We start from the raw sequence: 23,155 nt of genomic DNA, 5'->3' as shown, positions 1-23,155 counted from the left end.
TCTGTGTCTTCTCCTCGCATCGGCATCATTTCGCAAGCCCGGATGACCAGCACCCGCTTACCGGGTAAAGTGTTGCAGCGCATTGCGGGCCAGCCCCTGTTGCAATACCACGTGAACCGGGTGCTGCAAAGCGGCCTACCTTTGTACTTAGCTACAACCACCAACGCTACCGACGACCCGCTGGTTGATTTCGCGGCTGCCGCGAACCTGCCCACCGTGCGCGGAGATGAGCATGATGTACTTAGCCGCTACCAGCAATGTGCGGCGCAATACGACCTCGACATCATCGTGCGCGTCACGTCCGACTGCCCTTTGCTCGATGGCCCGCTCATTGGACAAAGCGTGCAAGAGTACGTGCGCCGTAATGATGCGCGGCTCTATTTGTCGAACGTGCTGGAACGCACGTTTCCGCGCGGGCTTGATTTTGAGGTATTCTCGCGGGAGCTGCTGGAAGAAGCTGCTTCGAAGGCCACAATGGATTCCGACCGGGAGCACGTTACGCCGTACATCCACCAGAATCGTTCGGGGCGCGTTCGGTTTCAGCATATCACCTTGCCTCAAGACCAAAGCAAGTACCGCCTAACCGTTGATACCACTGAAGACTTCCACTTAATTCAGCAACTCATTGAGCAGTATCACGCGGATGAGCTTTATACGGAAGCCCTCATTTCCCTGCTGGAGCAGCACCCGGAACTGGTGGCGTTGAACGCGCACATCGAGCAGAAGAAAGTCTGATTATGACGAATACGCTGCCACAAGTCGTATTTCGGGCTGACGGTAATACGCGCATTGGCTTGGGGCATGTTACTCGCTGCTTGGCCCTGGCGGAAATGCTGCAACCGGCATTTGGCTGTTGCTTCATCGTGCGAGACTTGGATTCGACCATGAAAGAGCAATTTATAGCGCGAGAATTCGACTATAAGCTGGTTCCAACGGGCCTCTCGCTCTTAGAAGAAGCCGTTTGGCTACGGGAGCAGTTAGCCGCTGACACTATTTTGGTGTTGGATGGCTATGAGTTCACGGATGAATATCGTCGTACACTCAAACACCATCTACGGGCACTAGTATGCCTCGACGACCTGACTACGCAGCATAGCTGGTGCGACGTAATTATTAACGCGGCGGGTAGTGTATCTCCTACTGCGTATTCGCCGGAGCCGGGTGCGGTGCTTTGTTTGGGGCCAGCGTATGCGCTGCTGCGGCAGCCGTTTCGGGAAGCGGCGCAACGCCCAACGCACCAGCCCGATACCACGCGCATCTTCCTCAATATGGGCGGCGCCGACCCGCACAACCAGACGTTGACGGTACTGAAGCAGGTGCAACAGCAATTTCCTGATCGACGGATAACCGTAGTTGTAGGCGCTGCTTATCCTCACCAGCAGGCCCTACTTGCTTATACCACGCCTCAACCGCAAGTGAGTGTGCAGCATAATCTGTCGGCGGCGGCCATGGCGGCGCTGCTCGCTACCTGCGGCGTGTTCGTATGCCCGCCAAGTGGGATGGCCTATGAATGCTGCGCTTTCGGGGGCGTGCTTCTGCTTCATCTAACTGCTGAAAACCAGCGTGGCATTTCCGATTTCCTTACCAATTCCAACCTCGCGCTACCCTTCACTAGCTTGCCCACTCTATCAGCGGAGGTGCTGCCTACGATGGCTCACGCTATGCAGGCCCGGCAGCGGGCTATTTTCGATGGGGCGGCCGCTCAGCGCTACCAACACATGTTTCAGGAACTGCACCTCGCTTATTCCCTAACCATACGGCGGGCTACGGCTGATGATATGCGGCTGTATTTCACCTGGGCTAATGATGCGCAGGTGCGGCAGAGCGCCGTGCAGTCGGCCCCCATTGCGTGGGCGGCGCATGAAGCGTGGTTCGGCCGCCGCTTGGCCGATCCAACTTCCTATTTGTACGTGTTGGCGCTGCACGGGCAGCCGGTTGGGCAGGTGCGGGTTGAGTTTGCGGAGCAAACGGGCACCATCGACTATTCGGTAGCCGCCGACTTTCGGGGCCGCGGGCTGGGCAGCGCCATTCTGCGGCGTACCTTTGCGCAACTCCGGCAGGAACGGCCCGCTCCGTGGACGTTGGTGGGGCAAGTGAAAGCCACGAATCCAGCTTCGCGCCGGGTATTCGAACGGTTGGGTTTCACTCGCCACTCTCCCGTGGAGTTGCACGGCGAGTTGTACGACGTCTTCGTCTGTCACACCCCGGCCACCAGCTAGCTTAGTTTGCTTTCTTTTATGCAAGACATCCGTATTGGCAACCACCTCATTGGCCCCAGCCAGCCGCCTTTCATCATCGCCGAAATGTCGGGCAACCACGGCCAGTCTTTGGAAAAAGCCCTGGAAATCGTGGATGCCGCAGCCGATGCCGGCTGCCAGGCTCTGAAGATTCAGACCAGCACGCCCGACATGCTCACGCTCGACAGCCGGGAACCGGACTTCATCGTGCGCGGCGCCAACGACGATTGGGAAGGCCAGTCGCTCTACGAGCTCTACACCACCAACCACACGCCGTTCGAGTGGCACGCGCCAATTTTTGAACGCGCGGCGTCCCGCGGCATGGTGGGTTTCAGCTCCCCTTTTTCCGTGGAAGCCATTGATTTTCTGGAAACCGTAAACTGCCCGGCTTACAAAATAGCCTCCTTCGAAAACAACTGGCCCGACCTCATCCGCCGCGCCGCCCGCACGGGCAAGCCGGTTATCATTTCCACGGGCATGGCCGATTTGGCCGACCTGGAACGCATGGTGCGCATTGTTCGCAGTGAGGGCAACGAGCAAATTGTGTTGCTTAAATGCACGAGCACTTATCCAGCCCTCCCCCACAACACCAACCTGCGCACCATTCCGCATCTGCGCGACATGTTCGGCTGCCACGTGGGCCTCTCCGACCACACCATGGGCACCGGCGTGAGCGTAGCCGCTACGGTGCTCGGGGCCACGGTTATTGAGAAGCACCTTACCATTCGCCGGGCCGATGGGGGGCCAGATTCTTCCTTTTCTATGGAACCCGCCGAAATGAAGCGGCTCGTGGAGGAATGCACTCAAGCACAGCAAGCACTCGGAACCATATCGTATGGTCCCACCAAAGCCGAACTGAAATCAGTAGGATTCCGGCGCTCCATTTATGTGGTGCAGGATATTGCCGCCGGCGAAGTATTAACTCAGGAAAATATTCGAGTCATCCGCCCTGGGCACGGCCTAGCCCCGCACTATTTACCGGAGTTGCTGGGCCGGCCGGTTCGTCAAGCCCTGCGGCGGGGCACAGCACTTACCTGGGATGCTTTCTAAAGCACGTTCTGACTACTTTCACAACTATGGAAATCCAGAAGTTTGATAACGGAAGCTACATTATAGCTGACCGGATTAGAATCGGCAAAAACTTCCGCATGGGGCCGAATACCACTATTCGAGCCGGAGAATGCGTCATTGGCGACGATGTAACGATAGGTGCCCACAACACCTTTCTCATCAGTCAAAGACTGGAAATAGGGTCCCTGACCTACATCGGCACCCATAATGACTTCACGGCTCGCACGGTAACCCTGGGTGAGTACGTGTACTGGGACTCGCATGTGCTGGTAGGCCACGGCGGTAAGTTCAGCCCCGACGCTCACCTGCGCGTGGGCTCTTACTGTATGCTAGCCTCGTTTGTCCGCCTCAACGTCAACTACGCCATCACCATTGGCGAGTACGTGGGCATCGGCGAGTACGTAGCCATCTGGACGCACGGGGCCTGGCTACCAGTGCTCGATGGCTTCCCGGCTGATTTCGGCCCGGTTACCATCGGCGATCGGGTCTGGCTCACGGGTAAGTCCACCGTACTGCCGGGCCGTACCATCGGCAGCAACGTGGTCATTGGCATGCACGCGCTAATCAACAAAAATCTACCCGACGGCTGCCTCGCCGGGGGCGTGCCGGTCAAAATCATCCGCGAAAACCTGTATCCCAATCAGGATGCGAGCCGCGACGAGGCATTGGTTGTGACCATCTTGGCCGCTTATGCCGAGCTGGCCAGCTATAAAAGTTTGGCGGTTACGACACGCTACGACGCCACCGCCCGAGTAATTCACTGTAATGGGGCACAGTTTCACCTCGACCGCTTGGAACTGACGGGTGAGGTGACGACGGAGGTTGAAGACTTCCGCGATTTCCTGCGCCGCCGTGGCATCAAATTTTTCACCGGGCAACCTTTCCGCTCCACGCTGCCCGAAGAATACCGCCGCTTGCTAGCCGTTTCGCCGGATGATCTTTGATTTCGAAAATAAGAGAATCCTAGTGATAGTGGCCCACCCCGATGATGAGCTATTGGGCCTAGGAGCGACTATTCACCGGCTGGTGCACCGGCACGGCTGCACGGCCCGCGCCGTTATTCTGGGCGAAGGCATCACGGCCCGCGCGGCCGTTCGGTCGCCAGAGCAGTGGGCCGAAGAGTTGACCATTCATCGTAGCAACATTGAGCGGGCCGCCGCTGCCATTGGCTATGCGTCCACCGGCATCTACGATTTCGCCGACAACCGTTTCGATTCCGTGGATTTGCTTGATTTAGTGAAGGTGGTGGAGCAGGAAAAAGAGAACTTTCAACCCGACCTCATCTTCACCCACCACGGTGGCGATACTAACATCGACCACCGCCGCACGTTTGAGGCGGTGGTTACCGGCTGCCGGCCGCTGCCGGGGGAGCCTATGCGTACCATTCTGGCCTGTGAGACGCCATCTTCTACGGAATGGCAAGCGGCTAACTACCCCAATCCTTTCTTGCCTAATTTTTTTCTGGCCGTAACGCCGGAAGATGTAGCCGCTAAAATCAAGGGTATGGAAGCGTACGAATTCGAAAAGCGCCCTTATCCGCACCCTCGCTCCCCGGAAGCTCTCCAAATTCTGGCGCAGCGCTGGGGTATAGTAATTGGGCAGCCCTATGCGGAAGCCTTCATGCTGATTCGCCATATCGGCTAGTTTTTCATCTACCACTATGTTCGGACGTCTGACTGCCCGGCTACGGGAAATCCTGTATGTCCGCTTCACCGACCATTTCGCGGGATTTCCAAAGCACGTATTAGAGTCCATTTCTCCTACCAGTCCGCTCCGGCGCTTCGTAAAAGTGCTTGGCTACACGGGCGCGCGGCTCATTGGCAACGTGTTTCGGCCCGTTCGCAATCCGGAGAAGCTGCACGGGGCGGTGTGGCTGTACGTGGTAAGCCAGAACAACTACGACTCGCTGCACTTTCTGCGGACTGCCCGGCCCGATGCGGTGCTGGTGGCGGGGCAGAGCAAGGAAATTGGGCGCTATAATGACGTGGTGAACCGCCTGTCGTTGCGGCGGAAGCTGCTGTATTACTGGCAGTTTCCGCTGGTATTTTGGGGGCTGATGCGCACGGAAGGGCGGCGGGCCAGGCGGTTTTTCGATTTGATTTACAACGCCATTGGCTACTACGAGGTGTACCGGCGGGCGCTGCGGCACTACCAGCCGCGGGCCGTCGTCTTCGCCAACGACCACAACGACGACACCCGGGCTCTGCTGCTGGCCTGCTGCGCCGAGGGCATTCCGACGGCCTACGTCCAGCACGCCAGCGTGAGCGTCAATTTCCCACCGCTTGGCTTCGATTTAAACTTGCTCGAAGGACAGGACGCACTAGACAAATATCGCCAGTGCGGGCCGGTGCGAGGCCGAGTAGAACTGGTGGGCATGCCGAAAGCCGATGCTTTTCTCAATCAGAAAAACCAGCAACCGCAGGTCCGGTGCGTGGGCATTGCCTGCAACACACTGGACATGACGGACGCCATTACTGCTGCCATTGCGCACCTGCTGCCCGAATTTCCAGACCTCACCTTCACCTTCCGCCCCCATCCTAGCGACTCCCGCGACTTCCGCCCACTGCGCGAGCAATACCCGCAGCTACTGTTTTCCGATGCCCGACAGCAAAACGTATTCGAGTTTGTGCAGCAGCAAGATGCCCTTATTGCCGCCGACACCAGCACCCACTTGGAAGCCACCCTGCTAAACGTCGTGAGTCTATACTACCGCTTCGGCGCGCATACCATAGCCGACGATTACTACGGCTACGTGGCGCACGGCTTGGTGGAACGGGCTCAGACGCTGCCGGAACTGTCGGAATTGATACGCCGCTATCGGCAGCACAAACCGGCGGATCTGTACCGCCGGGCGGCTTATTACAATGCCACGCTGGGCACGCCAGAGGAAGGCCACAGCCAAGAGCGTGCCGCCCGCCTGCTAAACGAGTGGCTGGAATCCGTGGGGTAAGCTTTAGTTTGGCTACGCAGTCTTCCGAATGTGTTTGCTTCCTTTCAAATCAAGACAATGCTTTTCTTATCGAACCAACTACTTTTCGGTACGAGCTGAAGCGTATGCCACATTCTCTTATTTCCGCTGAAGTCCGCTTGGCGTATGTGCTCCGGCATTTCCGGCTGGCCTACGAGGCGGTGCCCAACGTGAGCACAGCCTACGCGGGCAGCCAGGCACAAATTGAAATAGCTGAGGCTTCGGCGGGGTTCTTTACGCGGGAGCAGCCCTACCCCGCTGCTCCAACGTTGCGCGAGTGGCAAGGCCAGACTCTGCCGGTTTTCTTCGATCCTAATCTGGAACTGCCGCTGCTGGAACTACTGCCCGAGCGCCGCGCCTATCTGCACGCTGACCTCGTTTCTGCTGCTTTCTACCTGCTCAGCGGCTGGCAGGAATATTTTTCGGAGGAGCGTGACCGACACGGTCGGTTTCCCTACGCCGCCAGTGTGCAGCAGCAATATGGCTTCGTGACGAAGCCGCTGGTAAATTACTACTTCGACATCCTAAAGACGGCTGTAGAACATGCCACGGGTCAGCCACTAACGCTGCGCCGCTGGGCCAGCGATGCGCCTTTCGCCACCTTCATCACCCACGATATCGACGAATTGCGCAGCGCGTGGAAAGCTCCCGCCAAAGCCGCCTGGCAGGGCCGCGAATGGCTGAAATTCGGCAAGCTGCTCAAACGGCATTATACCCTGCCCGACGCCTGGGACAACCTGGAACTGGTGCAGCAGACGGTGGCTGAGCACAGAGCTAAAAGCACGTTCTTCTTTCTACCTAACCACCATAAAGCGCCCAACGGCACCTCCAATGCCGACTACAAACTATCCTCTACAGCTCTGCAGTGGCGGATTAGAGTGCTAGCCGAACAGGGTTGTGAGCTAGCCGTGCACGGTAGCATTGGCACCAGTACGGATGTACAACGCTTGCAGCGGGAACGGGTGCAACTTCCTGGCTCCATTCTTGGCAACCGGTTTCACTATCTGTACTGGGAGCCCCAGCGTACACCCAGTATACTTGATGAAGTCAGTTTCGCCTACGATTCCACGCTGGGCTTCGCGGAGCATTTTGGATTTCGCAATTCTTACTGCTTGCCTTTTTATCCCTTCAATTTTGAGCGGGGCGAGGCGTGTACTTTTCTCGAAATTCCGCTCAACGTGATGGATGCCACACTGCATCATCTCAACTACTTGCAGCTAGCACCCGATGAAATACTGCCAGCGCTGCGGCCCATGTTCCAAGAAATTGAGCGGTTCGGCGGCGTCTGTACGCTGCTTTGGCACAACGACCATTTCGACCCAACCAATGAAACCACCGGCCCGCGCCAGTTCGCCGAACTGATGCAGTACCTTCGCAGCCGCAATACGGCCTTCGTAAACGGCCAGGACATTGTTTCTTTAGTGCGTAGTTGTTAGTGCTTAGTGCCTGGTTTAGGGGTTTGTAGTAGACTTGCTTGGCATCAGCATAAACCTTAACCACTAAGCACTAACAACTAAGCACCAAGCACTGACAACTAAGCACTAAGTACAATTGGGCATCGTTCGGCGGCAAGGGCTGCGCAATACGGTTATTTCTTACGCGGGGCTGGCCTTGGGCTTCGTTAATACGGTGCTGGTGCTGCCCAAGGTGCTGGAACCGCACCAGATAGGCCTTACCAGCGTGCTAGTGGCCTTGGCTACGATGTTCGCGCAGATGTCGGCTTTCGGGTTTGGCAATATGGGGGTGCGGTTTTTTCCGTATTTCCGGCAGCGCGAGACGGGGCACCACGGGTTTCTGCCGTTTCTGCTGGGCGTGCCGCTGGTTGGGTTTTCGGTGGTGGCGGCGCTGTATCTGGTGGGTAAACCGCTGGTGCTCAGTTTCTACTTAGAGGATGCGGACTTGCTCAGTCAATACTACGTGTGGGGGCTGGTGCTGGCCCTGTTCACGCTACTGCTCAATCTCCAGGATGCCTATCTGAAGTCGCTCTACCACACGGCGTTTTCCTCTTTCGCTCAGGAAATCATTCTGCGGCTGCTCATTACGGTTGGGGCTCTGCTGTTTGGCGGTGGCTACCTCAGCTTCCACGGCTACGTGCTCTGGTACATCGGCGCGAGTAGTAGTGTGGGGCTGCTGCTCATTGTGTACACGGCCTTCATTGGGGAGCTGCACTTGCGACCCACGCGCGCGGTGCTGGGTGTTCGGCCCATGCGCGAGATGCTCAGTTTCGGGGCGTTTGCGCTGCTCGGCAACGTGTCGGGCGTTATCATCACCACCGTCGATTCGCTGATGGTGGGCTCGATGGTGAATTTCGACGGGGCGGGCATCTACAGCGTGGCGTTTTTTATTAGCACGGCACTGGTGCTGCCCTTTCGGGCGCTATACAAGATTGCCTTTCCATTACTGGCCGAGTACTGGAAAGACCACGACTTGCCCCGCATGGCCGATTTCTACCAGCGCACCACTCGCCTCAATACAGTTCTGGGCTGCTACTTGGCGCTTGGCATCGCCTTAAACCTGGACTTTATCTACGCCCAGATGAAACCCACTTACGCCAGCGGCGCCACGGCTGTCCTCATTCTGCTGGCCGGCCGCCTCTTCGATGGTATCACGGGTGTCAACGGGCTTATTGTTGTCACGTCGCCGCGCTACCGCTACGATTTGCTATTCAATGCCTCGCTGGCTGGCGCTACGTTGCTTATGAACCTGCTACTGATTCCGCGGATGGGCCTGACGGGCGCCGCCGTGGCCGCTGCCGCGGCTCTCGTCACCATCAACACGGCCCGCACCTGGTTTGTGTGGCGCAGCTTCGGCTTACAGCCCTTCGACAAGCGTGTGCCGCTTATTCTGCTGCTCGCTGCCGCTGCCGGCCTGGCCGCCTGGCTGGTGCCCTTTGTGCACTCTCTGTTCATCACAATGCTGCTGCGTTCCACGCTGCTAACGGCCTTGTATGGCGGCCTACTTCTACTCACCAACGCGGAGCCGCAGGTACGGGAAGTGCTGCAAAAGCTGCTGAAACGCGCCTAACTTTAGTTCGCCCAGTCGGCAAGCTTGTGCTGTCTTTTATGAAAAACTGAAAACAGCACAAACAACTCTCTTTAATAAATTAATAAAGCGCTTTCCACTCTACTTGCGGCAAGCGAGCGGGGCTAGCGCCACGCAAAGCCGTAATGACTTAACGAATCCGGGTTGTGCAACAGCCGCGTAGCGGCAATAGGTTTGTAGAAAACAACCCTAAAACGAGCCCGCACCGCGTAGCGGTGCCAGATCGGCTGGCGTCTCTGGCACCGCTACGCGGTGCTACACCCCAGACCAACCAGAGGCTACAAACCTGTTGCCGCTACGCGGCTGTTGTGCAACTTGAGCTAGCTACAATTTCGATGAAGGCGCTACGGCAGACTTCGCCGGAAACTCCCGTAGCAGCCGGTTTCTAGCGTCCTTGCTCCTGCCGCAGCTTGCTGTGCTTTTTGCCGTAGCCGTAGTAGATGGCCAAGCCGATAGCCAGCCACACAGCCAGCCGCAGCCACGTTTCGCCGGGCAAGGACACCATCATGAGCAGGCAGGTGAGAATGCCCAGAATGGGGACTAAAGGCACCAACGGCGTACGAAAGCCGCGCGGCGCGTTCGGCTCTTTTTTGCGCATGATGAGCACGCCCACGCACACCATCACAAAAGCCAGCAGCGTACCGATGCTCGTCATCTCCCCTACCACCGAAATCGGCACGAAACCGGCGAAAAGCGCAATGAACAGGCCCAGCAGCAGATTCGATTGCAACGGCGTGCGAAACTGCTCGTGAATGCGCGCAAACACCGGCGGCAGCAACCCATCCTTCGCCATCGAGAAAAACACGCGGCTCTGCCCGAGCAAATCCACCAAAATCACGGAAGTATAACCGATGATGATGGCCAGAATCACGGCCGAAGAAAGCCAGGCGTAGGGCGTTTTTTCGATGGCAATGGCTACCGGCGCGGCGCTGTTTTTGAACTCGGTGTAGTTGGCCAAGCCAGTCATGACGTGGCCGAACAGTACGAACAGCACCGTGCAAATCAGCAAGGAGCCGATAATGCCGATGGGCATGTTGCGCTGCGGGTTCTTCGTTTCTTGCGCCATCGTGGCCACAATGTCGAAGCCGATGAAGACGAAGAACACCACGCCCGCCCCGCGCAGAATGCCGCTCCAGCCAAACTCCCCAAACACGCCCGTATTCTGCGGAATGTAGGGTTGGTAGTTGGCCGGGTCAATGTACTGCCAGCCCAGCGCAATAAACACCAGCACCACCGCCACCTTCAGCGTCACGACCAGCGCATTGAACCAGGCCGAACCCTGTGTGCCGCGAATGATGATGAGCGTAATAGCCAGCACGATGAGCATGGCCGGAACATTGACGAAGCCATGCACGATGCTGCCATCGGCCAACTGCGCCGTCTCAAACGGCGACATCACCAGCCGCGGCGGCAGAATGATGCCGTATTTGCTGAGAAACTTGAGCAGGTATTGCGACCAACTAATGGCTACCGTCGCCGCGCCTACCGAGTATTCGAGCACCAAATCCCAGCCGATAATCCAGGCGAACAGCTCACCCATGGTAGCGTAGGCATAAGTATAGGCCGAGCCCGAAACCGGCACCATAGAAGCAAATTCCGCGTAGCACAGCGCCGAAAACGCGCAGCCCACGGCAGCCACCACAAACGAGAGAGTCACGGCCGGGCCGGCGTTGTTGGCGGCCGCGATGCCCGTGAGCGAAAACAAGCCGGCCCCAATAATGACGCCGATGCCAATAGTGATGAGGTTGAAGCCGTTCAGGGTTCGTTTGAGGGTGTTGGCGCCCGTTTCGGCGGCTTCCTGCCGCAGCAGTTCCAAGGATTTTTTCAGCATAAAAAGAGGTGTCATGAAGCCTCGGCTTCACGAATTGTTGAACCACACACCGTTCCGCCGCAATAGCCGCACGCGGAACCGGAGCGTAAAACGCCTGGCAGGCCGAAGCCAAAAAAGAAAACGAGGGAAAGAAAGGGCCTTAACAGGCCTTAGCCACCAACTTCGGAGCGCACTCACACGGTCTGAAGTTGACCTACAGGAAGGCTAGCTACAACAGCCCGGGCAACAACAGCTAGCCGACACGCACAGCGAGGCAGAGAGTACGAAACGGGCTGAAAAGCGGGGCAAAGAATCCACGGCTTGTTGTTTTTATATGGTCAGGAGTTGGCACCGTTTCGGATGATCCGAGGGTTGCCGGCGCGTCGTAGAGCCTGTCTCTCAGCGCCTCTGTATAAAAACAATCCTTCGTCGGTAAAGAATTGGTGCGTCAAAGGTAAGCGCAGCCTTCGCGCATTTACAAATAGTGCTCCTGAGCTGCATATTCCCGCCCATCTGGCCCCGATGAATCGAGGACACGAAGGTTTAATCTCATAATTGACTTTTTTTATTTTCAACAGAAAAGCCACCGGGCACAAAAATTGGCACCTGAGTTGCCTAATCACACTCAGAAGCACAAAATACTGCTTAGCCATGCTTCTTTTCCGACTTCTCGAATTCAACAATTCAAACATTTCCATGAAAAAAATCCTCGTTCTTCTCGCTGCTTTCTCTCTTTCGGCTGGTGTAGCATCGGCGCAAGTGGCGCCCGCCAAAGCCGAGCGCAAAGTAAAAACGGACCACGCCGCTAAGACGCAGAAAACGCCCCAGCAGCGCGCCGACCACGCCGCCCAGAGCCTCACTAAAAAGCTCAACCTCACGCCCGCCCAGACGGCGCAAGTGCGCGAACTGCACCTGGCCCGCTACCAGGAGATGCAAGCCAAGCGCGCCCAGTACGCCGCCACTACCGACAAGAAAAAGCGCCGCGAAGGCCACCAGGAAATGAAGGCCAGCAAAGCGCAATACGACGCGAAGCTCCAGCAAATCCTGACGGCCGACCAGTACACCAAATACGCCCAGCTTCGCGCTGAGAAAGCCGAGAAACACAAAGGCCACCGCAAAGCCAAAAGCTAAGTTCAGCCGCAATGATAAAAGCCCCGTCAAGTGATTGACGGGGCTTTTTCGGGTTTTATGACCTGTCCTTCTTTCCTCTGTTCAGGTGGAAGGAGAAGCGGTAGCCTCAGCCGCAAACCAGCGCATGCGGTAGCAGTTCATGGCGGTGTGGCCAAGCTGAATGAGGAGGCGGTAATTGGCAATGGCCCCAACGGGAGCCCCGATGACGGGCACCAGTTGGGCCATTTTGGCCAGGTCGATGTAGTCGCGATATTCTTGCTGAAAGGTGCGCCAGTCGAACTCGTGCACGTCGCTGGGGAGGGTGTGGCGGTAGGCGTCCCAATCGGCGAGGCGCTGGTAGATGTCGTTGCGGGTGTGCTGACTGCTAAAGGCCAATTGGAACACATGCAGCAGGTAGAGACGCTCGGAGTAGTCGCGCACGTCGTGGCCGTAGAGGGCCGCAATGTCGAAGAGTAGCTTGAGCTTGATGCTAAGCAGCAGCGGAAAATCGGCGAGTCCGAGCAGGAAGCCGCCCGCGCCCGTCACGGCTCCTTCCGCAGCGGCCGTGTTGCGGTACACACGGACGCGCGTGCGCACGGCGTCTTCCCGCTCCGCGAGAGCAATATCCTCCACGGGCTTGCGCGTAGTATGCGCGGAGCCGAACAGCACGCCGCGCACCATTTGCTTGATGGCCGCCGTGATGGCCGCGTGTACTTTTTCTGGCAGCAATGCATTCAGCCGGGTTTGGACGCGCCGCGCCAAGCGGTTCAGCAGCGAAGGAGGCTGCTGCATCTTGCGCTGCCAGGTGTGCAGTTCGGTACGGGCTTGCTCTTCGGCAGTAGACACGGTTCAAGTTTTGCTTTCACTCATCGGCCCCTAGCTGGCGCTGCACGTCGGCCTTCAACACTGGTAGATGTTTTTTCAAGATAGCCCACACGATAACGTCGTCAATATTATCATACGAGTGGATTAGCCGATTCCGAAAATCTATCATCTGCTTGGTATTGGGCAATTCGGCCTCGGGCCACACCCGGCGTAAATGATTCATTGCCTCACCACAATGCCTAATTGGCGTTCTACGGCGCTACGGGTTTTACGATCTGCCTGATAAGCGGCGAAGTCGGGAATATCGTGCACAAACTCTTCCGCCTATTCAATGGCCTGAAGGATATCAAACAGATACTTATGGCCGCGAAATGTCATACACCAGGCGTTTGGTACGCTCTATTTCCTCTCGCAGATACGGATTGCGCAATGCGCCCGGCGTCAGCAAATCGACTTTGCGTTGGAACAGTTTCTCCAATTCTTCCCTGAGTTGCAGCAAGGCTTCTCCTTGCTCCACCGGCGACGCGGGCAACATTTTTACCAGCACATCTACGTCACTAGTATCGGGGTCAAACTGGCCCTTTACGGCCGAGCCAAACAGATATAGCTGTTCTACCCGAAAGTGTTGGCAGAGGCTGGCGAGTCGGGTCTGAAGATACGTAAGGTGGCCATGTTGCCGGAATATACGACTCTTCATCACGCAACGTCTTGCTTCTTACCTCAAACTATACACCCGCTCAATAATCTCCACCACCTTTAGGCCTTCCAGCGCATTAGTGGTTGCGAAGCTGCGCTTTTGCACGGTGTCCACCACGTTTTCTATCACCTGCACGTGGTTGGCGGCGGAGCCTTGGTAGGGGCCGTAGTCGTTGGCGGGGTTGGTGGGCGGTAGCGCGGGGAGCTGGTAGTCTTTGAGGTGGCAGTAGGCTACTTGGTCCATATACTGGCCGCCGAGGCGCAGACTTCCATGCTCGGCCACCACGGTGAGGGAGCTTTCGAGGTTGCGGTCCCAGACGGCGGTGCTGTACTGGAGCGTGCCGCTGCCCCCGCGCACCAAATCGAACGTGACGAGGCCGCTGTCTTCGAACTCAGTGAGGCCGGCATGGTTGAAGTCGCGGAAGCGGGCCTGAATGTTCTCTATATCCCCGAACACCCAATAAAGCAGGTCCACGAAATGGCTGAACTGAGTGAAGAGCGTACCGCCGTCTTGCTGCTGAGTGCCTTTCCAGCCGCCGGGCCGGTAGTAGCGGGCGTCGCGGTTCCAGAAGCAGTTGATCTGAACGAGGTAGATGTTGCCGAGGCGACCTTCGTCGTAGACTTGCTTGAGCCAAGCGGCGGGCGGCGAGTAGCGGTTCTGCATCACCCCAAACACGAGGCGGCCCGTTTGCAAGGCGGTGTGCACGAGGTCTTCGGCATCGCGCTTGCGCAAGGCAATGGGTTTTTCTACCACCGCGTGCAAGCCGGCGCGCAGGCCCTGAATGGCTTGCGGAGCGTGTAGATGATTAGGCGTAGCCACCGTCAGTACATCGGCCGTTGGCCCGTGTAGCAGATATTCGTCGAGTGAAAGGAAAAAGGGTACGCCTGGAAACTCGGCGGCCAAGCCCGCTTGCAGCTCCGGGCGAATGTCGATGAGGGCGGTGAGCTGGGCGCCGGGATGGCGCGAAACGAGGGCAGCGTGACGGTGGCCGATGTGGCCTACGCCGCAAATGGCAAAACGAACGGCAGAAGAATCAGCCAAGGGAAACGGGGTTCGGGAGCAATAAACAGTTTGGCAAGCTCCGAAAAAACACCGGCTTCTCCGCGCACACCGTATACGCGCGACACATTGGTGCGAGCTAAGTCACAAGGGGTACCAAGTCCGGCTGGTATGCACAAAATCGTAATTAGAAATGTGTTGAAGCGTCCCAAGGCACTTCTGTAGCCTAAGATTACCGCACGAGATTATAGACCAAACTATTCGATGGAAAACTCCCTGAGCACCTCACCCACGTACGCCACCTGCTCATCCGTCAGAGTGGGATGAATGGGCAATGACAGCACTGTACGGCACAGCCGCTCGGCCACCGGAAACTGACCTGCGCGATAGCCCAAGTACTGGTAAGCGGGCTGTAGATGGTTGGGCAGCGGGTAGTAAATCATGCTGGGTACGCCGTGTTGCTGTAGGTGCTGTTGCAGCGCGTCGCGGTGGCCGGGCTCGTCCGCGGTGGTGAGGGTGTATTGGTGGAAGACGTGGGTGCTGCGTGGGTCGCGGGCCGGCGGGGTAAGGCCGGGAGTATCGGCTAGCACGGCGTCGTAGCGGGCAGCTACGCGCTGGCGGGCGGCGGTCCAGGCGTCGAGGTGGCGCAGTTTCACGCGCAACAGAGCCGCCTGCAAGGTATCGAGGCGAGAATTGAGGCCTACGTGCTCGTGGTGGTATTTGCGGGTCTGGCCGTGGTTGGCAAGCTGACGCAGATAGGCGGCGCGAGCTTCGTCGTGGGTGAAGAGGGCTCCGCCATCGCCAAAGCCGCCAAGGTTTTTGCTCGGAAAAAACGACGTAGTGCCCACCTCTCCCACCGTGCCGGCCACCCAGGTGCCGCCGTGGCTGGGGCGGAATGTAGCCCCGATGGCCTGGGCATTGTCTTCGATGAGGGCTACGCCGTGCTGGTCGGCCACCTGGCGCAGGGCTTCTAGGTCGGCGCACTGCCCGAAAAGATGCACGGCCACAATGGCGCCGGTGCGGCTGGTGATGGCGGCGGCCACGGCCTGCGGGTCGAGGTTGAAAGTGTCGGGGCGCACCTCGGCCGGCACGGGCACCAGACCAAGCACGGCAGCGGCTTCGAGCGTCGCCACGTACGTGAAGGCCGGAACGATGACCTCGGTGCCACGTGACAGGCGCAGCGCCATCAGCGCCAATTGCAGCGCATCGGTGCCATTGGCGCAGGGAATTACGTGCGGGCCGCCCAGGTATTCGCCCAGCTCCTGCGCAAAATGGCCCACGGCGGGCCCTTGAATGAAGGCTGCCTCATCGAGCGTTTGGCGCAGGGCCGCGTCCAGCTCTTCCCGGATGGGCGCGTGCTGGGCGGGCAAATCGAGGAGGGAGATAGGTGTGGGCGGAAGTAGTGGAAAGGCGGGCACAGCGAGCCGGGAAGAGATGAAATTCAAAGATAAAACGTCGTCGGTAGCCGTTGGGCAAGCCACATTGGCGCAACCTAGAGCGTTTGGGCTGCGTTAAGCGTGCCAGAGCCAGCTACTATGTAGTGGCGGGCCTATATGTTGTCTTTAGATTTTTGATGCCATGTTCAGGAAAGCTCTCACCCTCCACGCGCTATCGGCCACGTTGCTGATGGGCGGCGTTGCCTTCACCCAGACCGGTTGCTCCTCCAACCAAAAAAAAGAGGTTTCGGCTGAAAGTGACCAGGCGTACAACGACTTCAAGACTTTCGTTTCGGACACCGAAGCCAAAGCTGATGCCGCGGCCACCCAGGCCGGAGGTAATATTCAGCAGGAAACTGCCCAGCTCAAGGCCGACTTCGACGCCAAAGTGGCGGCCGTAGATAAATACGCCGACCAGTACGACGATGCGCGCCGACAGGAAATTGAGGCGCTCCGCACGCGTTACACCACGGCCTACGACAAGATGGAGTCAGCTAGCAGCGGGGCGTCTGCCACTGCTTCTGCTGATACTACTGCCACCGCCACCACGACGACGACTGCTTCTGCTAGCAGCGGCAGTGGCAACAGTGGCGGAACTAAGCTTGGCAAATATTACAAGCCTAGCTCACCGTCCGCGGCCCTCACGGCGGCCAACGCCCGGGGCACGTACGAAGCTTTCGTCCGCAGCATTAAGCAGAACGAAGACAAGTTCGACATTGATGACTGGCGTAACATCAACGCCGAGTGGCGTGCTATGGACGCCAAATACGACCAAGTAAAAGGTGACGTCAGCGGAGCCGATAAGGCTGAAATAGCCAAGGAAAAGCTGAAATACGCCGCCTTTAAATCATTTGATAAAACGGAAGCCCGCGGCTCGCAAGTGGGCGACTTGGTTACCGGCGATAAAGCTGACGCTAAAGCGAAAGGCGAAGGCGTAGAAGCCGGCAAATCAGCCAAAAACGTTGGCAGCGACGTGAAAGAAGCCGGTAAGGAAATCGGCAAAGGCGCTGTGAAAGTCGGTAAGAAAGTTGGCGGCGCCGTGAAAGACGTCTTCGACGGCAAAGACGACAAGAAGAAAGAATAAAAACTTGCACCCACCCGTGCAAAGGCCGGTTCCCGCGAGGGGCCGGCCTTTTTTTGTTATCGCAGTTCCGTTAGCAGCCAGTAGAGCTTGAGCGCGTCGAGCTGGCGCAGGCTGGGCTGGGTGGAGAGCAAGTTGCGGCGTACTTGTTGCTGGCGCAACCGGAAAGCGCCGCGCACCGCCTCCCCAAGTCCCCAGCGGTGGAGTTGCAAAGCGGCTTTCAGCAGCTTGGTATCGGCACCGAGGCCTTCGGCACGGTACAGGCGGGCCAAGTTGCGGACGGCGTCGTGGGTTTTTTGCAGAAACTGCGCCGCGGGCTCCAGCCCATCGTGCAGCACGGGGTTATCGAGGTGCTGCACAGGTACTTTCGCCTGCCGGAGCAACCATCCAAATTTAGTGTCTTCGTGTCCGTACCGAGTTAGGGTTTCATCGAGGCCGAAGCGCAGAAATACGTCGGCGCGCACCAGCATATTATTGAGCGTGAGCTGGCCGTGAGGAGCCCGCTGGCGTCGAGCGGCGGGGCGGGCTTCGCGGCGGCGGCCGTAGAGCCAGCGCAGACGCAGCTCCTTAGAAGCTGGGGCGGCCGTTTCGTAGGCGGTGCCGCCCACCAGTACCGGCGCCAGGTGGCGGGCCGCGGCGTAACGGGCGAGAAATTTGTCGTCGGGAAGCAGGCTATCGTTATCGAGCAGTAGTAGCCATTCGTAGCGGGCCGCTGTAGCCAACTGATTGCGAATGGCCGCCCGACCTACGTTGTGGGGCAGTTCTTGGTAGCGCACACCAGGCAGCGCCGCTAATGGGCGGTTTAGCAGACGCTGAGCTTCCGTCGAGCCATCATCGAAGCAGCAGATTTCCAGCGGACCGGGCCAGTCAGCAGCCTGGGCTAGCAGCGCTTGCACCAGCTCCGTCACGTTGCGGTTGTACACCGGAATCAACACCGACAAACCGGACATCCTTTGGAAGTATGAATGGGGAAGTATGAATTAAGAATGAGGGCTGACTTGCGAGCAATGCCTACAGTCATCCTTTGTTTCGTTCAGGAGCTGAGTCAGCGGCAAGAATGTAACCAAACTTTTCACGCGCCACCCAAAAAACTACGTAGCTCCTAGCTTTCCATTTTCAATTGAAACGGTGAAACAGCTGAGTCAACCAATTGGCCTTGCTCACACTTGAGCACTCGTTTCGGGTATTGCCGAATGATTTGGTAGTTGTGGGTAGCCATAAGCACCGCCGTGCCAGCGTTGTTGATTTCCACGAACAGGCGCATGATACTATCCGCTACGTCGGGGTCGAGGTTGCCAGTGGGTTCGTCGGCCAGCAGCAGCAGTGGTTCATTTAGTAGGGCTCTGGCAATTACCACGCGCTGCTGCTCGCCGCCGGAAAGCTGGTGCGGCATCTTGTTGGCCACGTTAGCCAGCCCCACGCGCATCAGCACCTCCGACATACGCTGTTGCTTGCGCGCCTTCCCGCGCCAGCCGGTAGCATTGAGCACAAAGAGCAGGTTTTCGGCCACGGTTCGGTCGAAAAGCAACTGGAAATCCTGGAAGATAATACCCAACTTACGGCGCAGAAACGGCACTTTGCCGCTATTACTGAGCTTGGGCAGCGGAAATCCTACCACCGCGCCCGTGCCGGAACCCAGGGGCAAATCGGCGTAGAGCGTCTTCAGCAGAGAGCTTTTCCCGGAACCCGTACGCCCAACGAGGTAGGCGAACTCGCCTTTGTCGAGCGCAAACGTAACCTTTTGCAGCACGGTATTCACATCCTGCATTATGTAGGCGTCGTGCAGTTCGATAACCGGGTTGGTGGCAGTGGGCATAAAGGCGAAGATACAGGGACGAGTCTTTCCCCAAAAATATCATTCCGGCTAAAGCAGAAAGCCAAGTACGGCTGCTATAACAGGGCCCGCCCGGCGTTTGCGCTTTAGCGGGAATGCAAGTGTTGGTGTGGCGGCTTACACTTCCAGCTTTTGCAGCTTACCGAACTCCAGGCCCTCTATAACGGCCGCTAGCGCCACTTCCTTGTTTTCGAGGCCATAGCGGTGCAAGTCCTTCAGCGGCCGGTCGGCACGGAAATACGCGATGAGCACGAAGTTCTCGTCGCGCAACTGAATGTAGTCCGGAATCTTGGCCTTGCCTTTTACCTTGATGATGTACATACTGAAGGAGCTAGGAGTTAGGAGCCAGGAGTTAGAATGCAAAGCTGCTACTGACTTCTAGCTTCTAACTCCTAGCTCTTCAAACTTACGCGTTTACTTTCGCGTGGTCGGCCAGGAAAGTGGCGAGGCCTTTCTCGGTGAGGGGATGATTGAGCAGGCTCGTAATAACGTTCAGCGGACAGGTCACTACGTCGGCACCCAACTCGGCACATTGAATGAGGTGTGGCACGTGGCGCACGGAGGCGGCTAGCACCTGCGTGGGGTAGCCGTAGTTGGAGAAAATATCTACGATCTGCTGAATCAGTTGCAGGCCGTCGTGCCCGATATCATCCAGGCGACCTACGAATGGCGACACGTAGGTAGCACCGGCTTTAGCGGCCAGTAGGGCCTGTCCGGCCGAGAAAATCAGAGTGCAGTTGGTTTTAATGCCTTTCTCCGAGAAATACTTGATGGCTTTCACGCCTTCCCGAATCATGGGCACTTTCACCACAATATTGGGGTGTAGTTCGGCCAGCGCCTCGCCTTCCCGAATGATGCCCTCTAAGTCGGTGGCAATTACTTCGGCCGATACGTCGCCATCGACCAGCTCGCAGATTTGCTTGTAATGGCTCAGCACGGCATCAATGCCGCGAATGCCTTCTTTAGCCATCAGCGAAGGGTTGGTGGTCACGCCGTCGAGCACGCCCAGCTCCACGGCTTCCTGAATCTCCTTCAGGTTGGCGGTATCAATGAAGAATTTCATGCGAGTAAGTTGAAAACAATGAGGCCCCAAAGCTACTCCAAGGATCACGGATTAGCGCGGATTTTAACGGATTTCGCGGATTTTGTGGACGATTGCAGCTTCTGGCTCGCGCGTAGCGCTGCTGCCGACAGACTTTTCACGCAGATTATGTGAACAGTTGAATCGCCTGACCTGGAGCCGGCGCCCAGACTCTCAAACACTGGGGCTCCCTAAGAACAGAGAGGGCTTGCCAGATGGCAAGCCCTCTCTGTTTCAACTAATATGGGCAAGTAGAACGAACAACGTCCACGAAATCCGTGTAATCCGTTAAAATTCGCGCTAATCTGTGATCAAAAAAAGCGAGCCAAAATCGCACCGCTCAACCACCTACCCTTGCTACCTTCCGGTCCTGGGGGAGTTCAGCAGGAGCTGGTCGTTCTGACTCGCCGCTGCAAAGATACGCCGCCAATACTGGGAAACGCATAGCTACCGTAGTTTTTTTGCAAAAAACTCGGCCCGCTGGGTTTTTTCCGACGGGCCGAGGCGTATGGTATGCAGTAAATATTTCGCTCTCAAGCAAGTAGCTTCAGCCGGCTGGCTTAGTGCTTATAAGCTTTTTGCGCAGCCTTGCTTTGCTTCTTGAACTGGCGCGAATAGTCGCTGATAGGCTCCAAAGTGAAAGTAACGGGCTGTTCTTCGTGGGGCGTGAACTCCATGTCTTGGTAGCCCGCGTACGTTACCTTGAGTACCGGATCGACGGCGGTGCTGCGAATCATGTACTGGCCGTCGGCGTTGGTGCTGGTGGCGGAGGTACGGTCGGAGGTAATTAGCACTACTGCTCCGGCTAGCGGCGCGCCTTGTTCGTTGAGCACGGTGCCCATTAGCACGCGAGGTTGCGGTGCTGGAGCTGCTACGGGTGCTAGAGGCGCGGCCGTTTCGGCTACAACAACTGGTTCCGTTTTTTTATCGGCAATGGCTAGCGTGCGGGAATTGAGAACTCGAGCCGCTGGGGCGGCAGCAGGACGAGGACGAGACTGAGCTATTGCCGACGATGCCGATACACCAAGGACACACAGCAAGGCAAGGCGAGAGTAAATAGTTTTCATGCGGGTAAACTGAGAAGAGCGAGTTGCAAACGAGAGAGTTATCAGAGGCGCATACTGAACTTTGGCGAACAAGGTTACTGTCGAGTTCCAATATGTTCTTCAAAAACTACTATGCAATATTACGAATACATTTTGAATAGCTGAGAAAAAACCAAGAAAAAATATCCATTATTTAATTTATATACTTCCATGACTTGGGTTATAAAGAGCAAAAACGCTTTATCTGGATTGTTGTGCGCACGACTAGGGTGTTTACCTTTGCGTCATGCCTCAACAAATCCTGATTCTCGATTTTGGGTCACAGTACACGCAGCTTATTGCCCGACGCATCCGCGAGCTGAACGTTTACTGCGAAATCCACCCGTTTAATCACGCCCCGGACCTCACTGAGGACATCCGGGGCGTTGTGCTTTCGGGCTCGCCGTGTTCCGTCCGCGACTCAGAAGCTCCTAATCCTGACCTAAACAAATATTTAGGCCACGTGCCCGTGTTAGGCGTGTGTTACGGGGCCCAGTTGCTGGCGCACCAGCAAGGCGGCGACGTGATGCCGGCTACCATTCGGGAGTACGGCCGCGCCCGCCTGGCCCGCGTGCACCACGATTCGCCGCTGCTGCACGGCGTGCCCACGGAGTCGCAAGTCTGGATGTCGCACGGCGACACGATTAAGACGCTGCCAACTGGCTTCGACATTATTGCCAGCACGCCGGAAGTGGCCGTGGCGGCTTTTCATATCGCCGGGCAGGAAACCTACGGCATTCAGTTTCACCCCGAGGTTACGCACTCCACGGACGGCAAAACGCTACTCCAGAACTTCGTGGTAAACATCTGCGGGCTCGACCAAAGCTGGACGCCGGAGCACTTCGTCGATTCGATGGTGGCAACCTTGCAGCGCACTATTGGCGAGCAGGACCAGGTGATTCTGGGCCTCTCCGGCGGCGTCGATTCGAGCGTGGCGGCGCTATTGCTGCACCGCGCCGTTGGCAAGCGCCTGCACGGCATCTTCGTCAATAATGGGCTGCTGCGGAAAGACGAGTACGAAGATGTGCTCCACTCCTACCGCGACTTGGGCCTAAACGTGCGCGGCGTGGATGCTAGTGCCGAGTTTTACGCAGCCTTGACTGGTTTGACGGACCCGGAGCTGAAGCGCAAGGCCATCGGCCGCACGTTTATTGAGGTCTTCGATAGGGAAGCGCAGAAAGTAGACGGCGCCCGGTGGTTGGCGCAGGGCACCATTTACCCCGATGTTATTGAGTCGGTGTCGGTGAAAGGGCCGGCCGTGACCATCAAGAGCCACCACAACGTGGGCGGGCTGCCCGAGAAGATGAACCTGCGCATTGTGGAGCCGCTGCGGGCCTTGTTCAAGGATGAGGTGCGGGAAGTGGGCCACACGCTGGAGCTGCCGGTTAATATTCTGCACCGCCACCCCTTCCCCGGTCCCGGCCTGGGCATCCGCATCCTCGGCGATATCACGCCGGAGAAAGTGGACCTGCTGCAACGCGCCGACGCCATCTTCATCAACGGCCTAAAAGAGCACGGCCTCTACGAGAAAGTATGGCAGGCTGGCGTAATGCTGCTGCCCGTGCAGAGCGTGGGCGTAATGGGCGATGAGCGTACCTACGAGCGGGTAGTGGCCCTGCGCGCCGTAACGAGCGTAGATGGCATGACCGCCGATTGGGCCCACCTGCCCTACGAGTTCCTGGCCGAAGTCAGCAACAAAATCATCAACCAAGTGCGCGGCATCAACCGCGTCGTGTACGATATCAGCTCCAAGCCCCCGGCTACTATTGAGTGGGAATAGGCGTTGCGTAAAAAGAGCCGCCGGCGTTACGCTGGCGGCTCTTTTTTTATGCAGTGAGACACTAGATATAAGAACTTAGAATTTAGCTTCCATTCTGGT

At 57.4% G+C, this 23,155-nt stretch carries 22 protein-coding genes, 1 other RNA gene and 1 riboswitch; of the genes, 11 read left to right on the top strand and 12 right to left on the bottom strand.

The window, feature by feature from the left end; translation table 11 throughout:
• The first annotated feature begins 3 nt into the window (after window positions 1-3).
• From ACYSMN_RS06045 to ACYSMN_RS06010, 8 genes are all read left to right on the top strand, one after another.
• Window positions 4-735, top strand: coding sequence for a cytidylyltransferase domain-containing protein (locus ACYSMN_RS06045; RefSeq protein WP_488922955.1), 732 nt, complete (start codon window positions 4-6; stop codon window positions 733-735).
• 2 nt (window positions 736-737) lie between these two features.
• Complete coding sequence (gene pseG / locus ACYSMN_RS06040; protein WP_488922954.1) at window positions 738-2,219, top strand: UDP-2,4-diacetamido-2,4,6-trideoxy-beta-L-altropyranose hydrolase; 1,482 nt, start codon at window positions 738-740, stop codon at window positions 2,217-2,219.
• 18 nt (window positions 2,220-2,237) lie between these two features.
• Entirely contained in the window at window positions 2,238-3,287 is a 1,050-nt protein-coding gene (gene pseI, locus ACYSMN_RS06035) for a pseudaminic acid synthase (RefSeq protein WP_488922953.1), read from the top strand.
• 26 nt (window positions 3,288-3,313) lie between these two features.
• On the top strand, window positions 3,314-4,252 hold the full coding sequence (locus ACYSMN_RS06030) for a hypothetical protein (protein ID WP_488922952.1): 939 nt from the start codon (window positions 3,314-3,316) through the stop codon (window positions 4,250-4,252).
• Window positions 4,242-4,952 carry a PIG-L deacetylase family protein gene (locus ACYSMN_RS06025; protein WP_488922951.1) on the top strand — a complete coding sequence of 237 codons (711 nt, stop codon included), beginning with the start codon at window positions 4,242-4,244 and terminating at the stop codon, window positions 4,950-4,952. Before ACYSMN_RS06030 ends, ACYSMN_RS06025 begins: the two co-directional genes overlap by 11 nt.
• Window positions 4,953-4,968: 16 nt before the next feature.
• A complete protein-coding gene (locus ACYSMN_RS06020; protein WP_488922950.1) occupies window positions 4,969-6,258 on the top strand; it encodes a hypothetical protein in 1,290 nt (429 codons plus the stop codon).
• A gap of 104 nt (window positions 6,259-6,362) precedes the next feature.
• The gene (locus ACYSMN_RS06015; RefSeq protein ID WP_488922949.1) at window positions 6,363-7,712 is read left to right on the top strand and encodes a DUF7033 domain-containing protein; all 1,350 of its coding nucleotides are present in this window, start codon (window positions 6,363-6,365) and stop codon (window positions 7,710-7,712) included.
• A gap of 115 nt (window positions 7,713-7,827) precedes the next feature.
• Window positions 7,828-9,300 (top strand): lipopolysaccharide biosynthesis protein, encoded by a 1,473-nt coding sequence (locus ACYSMN_RS06010; RefSeq protein WP_488922948.1) that lies wholly within the window; start codon window positions 7,828-7,830, stop codon window positions 9,298-9,300.
• 403 nt (window positions 9,301-9,703) lie between these two features.
• Here the strand turns inward: ACYSMN_RS06010 and ACYSMN_RS06005 are convergent, their stop codons facing one another.
• On the bottom strand, window positions 9,704-11,149 hold the full coding sequence (locus tag ACYSMN_RS06005; RefSeq protein ID WP_488922947.1) for an amino acid permease: 1,446 nt from the start codon (window positions 11,147-11,149) through the stop codon (window positions 9,704-9,706).
• A 306-nt stretch (window positions 11,150-11,455) separates the two neighbouring features.
• A riboswitch (SAM riboswitch) is annotated at window positions 11,456-11,547 on the bottom strand.
• Between the two features lie 277 nt (window positions 11,548-11,824).
• On the opposite strand from ACYSMN_RS06005, the gene ACYSMN_RS06000 reads away from it, so the two are divergent.
• The gene (locus ACYSMN_RS06000) at window positions 11,825-12,259 is read left to right on the top strand and encodes a DUF4890 domain-containing protein (RefSeq protein WP_488922946.1); all 435 of its coding nucleotides are present in this window, start codon (window positions 11,825-11,827) and stop codon (window positions 12,257-12,259) included.
• 81 nt (window positions 12,260-12,340) lie between these two features.
• On the opposite strand, the gene ACYSMN_RS05995 is transcribed toward ACYSMN_RS06000, so the two are convergent.
• The 5 genes from ACYSMN_RS05995 to ACYSMN_RS05975 form a co-directional block, all read right to left on the bottom strand.
• Window positions 12,341-13,084, bottom strand: coding sequence for an EcsC family protein (locus tag ACYSMN_RS05995; RefSeq protein ID WP_488922945.1), 744 nt, complete (start codon window positions 13,082-13,084; stop codon window positions 12,341-12,343).
• Window positions 13,085-13,100: 16 nt separating this feature from the next.
• Window positions 13,101-13,286: a HepT-like ribonuclease domain-containing protein gene (locus tag ACYSMN_RS05990; protein ID WP_488922944.1), complete on the bottom strand. Its 186-nt coding sequence runs from the start codon at window positions 13,284-13,286 to the stop codon at window positions 13,101-13,103.
• Between the two features lie 135 nt (window positions 13,287-13,421).
• Window positions 13,422-13,760, bottom strand: coding sequence for a nucleotidyltransferase family protein (locus ACYSMN_RS05985; RefSeq protein ID WP_488922943.1), 339 nt, complete (start codon window positions 13,758-13,760; stop codon window positions 13,422-13,424).
• 18 nt (window positions 13,761-13,778) lie between these two features.
• Window positions 13,779-14,801, bottom strand: a complete 1,023-nt coding sequence (locus ACYSMN_RS05980) for a Gfo/Idh/MocA family protein (protein WP_488922942.1) — start codon at window positions 14,799-14,801, stop codon at window positions 13,779-13,781.
• 215 nt (window positions 14,802-15,016) lie between these two features.
• Window positions 15,017-16,177, bottom strand: a complete 1,161-nt coding sequence (locus ACYSMN_RS05975; protein WP_488922941.1) for a DegT/DnrJ/EryC1/StrS family aminotransferase — start codon at window positions 16,175-16,177, stop codon at window positions 15,017-15,019.
• 160 nt (window positions 16,178-16,337) lie between these two features.
• On the opposite strand from ACYSMN_RS05975, the gene ACYSMN_RS05970 reads away from it, so the two are divergent.
• Window positions 16,338-17,279 (top strand): DUF6565 domain-containing protein, encoded by a 942-nt coding sequence (locus ACYSMN_RS05970; RefSeq protein ID WP_488922940.1) that lies wholly within the window; start codon window positions 16,338-16,340, stop codon window positions 17,277-17,279.
• Window positions 17,280-17,335: 56 nt separating this feature from the next.
• Here ACYSMN_RS05970 and ACYSMN_RS05965 read toward each other — a convergent pair whose 3' ends face one another.
• The 6 genes from ACYSMN_RS05965 to ACYSMN_RS05940 all read right to left on the bottom strand — a co-directional run bounded on the left by ACYSMN_RS05965 (window position 17,336) and on the right by ACYSMN_RS05940 (window position 21,258).
• Entirely contained in the window at window positions 17,336-18,226 is an 891-nt protein-coding gene (locus ACYSMN_RS05965) for a glycosyltransferase (RefSeq protein WP_488922939.1), read from the bottom strand.
• 152 nt (window positions 18,227-18,378) lie between these two features.
• Window positions 18,379-19,092, bottom strand: a complete 714-nt coding sequence (locus ACYSMN_RS05960; RefSeq protein ID WP_488922938.1) for a cell division ATP-binding protein FtsE — start codon at window positions 19,090-19,092, stop codon at window positions 18,379-18,381.
• A gap of 135 nt (window positions 19,093-19,227) precedes the next feature.
• On the bottom strand, window positions 19,228-19,431 hold the full coding sequence (locus ACYSMN_RS05955; RefSeq protein WP_488922937.1) for a fructose-6-phosphate aldolase: 204 nt from the start codon (window positions 19,429-19,431) through the stop codon (window positions 19,228-19,230).
• Between the two features lie 85 nt (window positions 19,432-19,516).
• A complete protein-coding gene (gene fsa / locus ACYSMN_RS05950) occupies window positions 19,517-20,173 on the bottom strand; it encodes a fructose-6-phosphate aldolase (protein WP_488922936.1) in 657 nt (218 codons plus the stop codon).
• Between the two features lie 332 nt (window positions 20,174-20,505).
• An RNA gene (gene ffs, locus ACYSMN_RS05945) (signal recognition particle sRNA small type) lies at window positions 20,506-20,602 on the bottom strand.
• A 149-nt stretch (window positions 20,603-20,751) separates the two neighbouring features.
• A complete protein-coding gene (locus ACYSMN_RS05940; RefSeq protein WP_488922935.1) occupies window positions 20,752-21,258 on the bottom strand; it encodes a carboxypeptidase-like regulatory domain-containing protein in 507 nt (168 codons plus the stop codon).
• Window positions 21,259-21,523: 265 nt separating this feature from the next.
• Between ACYSMN_RS05940 and guaA the strand changes: the two genes are divergently transcribed.
• Window positions 21,524-23,056, top strand: coding sequence for a glutamine-hydrolyzing GMP synthase (guaA, locus tag ACYSMN_RS05935; RefSeq protein WP_488922934.1), 1,533 nt, complete (start codon window positions 21,524-21,526; stop codon window positions 23,054-23,056).
• Window positions 23,057-23,155 lie beyond the last annotated feature (99 nt).

It is taken from the genome of Hymenobacter sp. M1-2, assembly GCF_057808495.1.
This window is presented reverse-complemented; position numbering and strand designations above follow the sequence as displayed.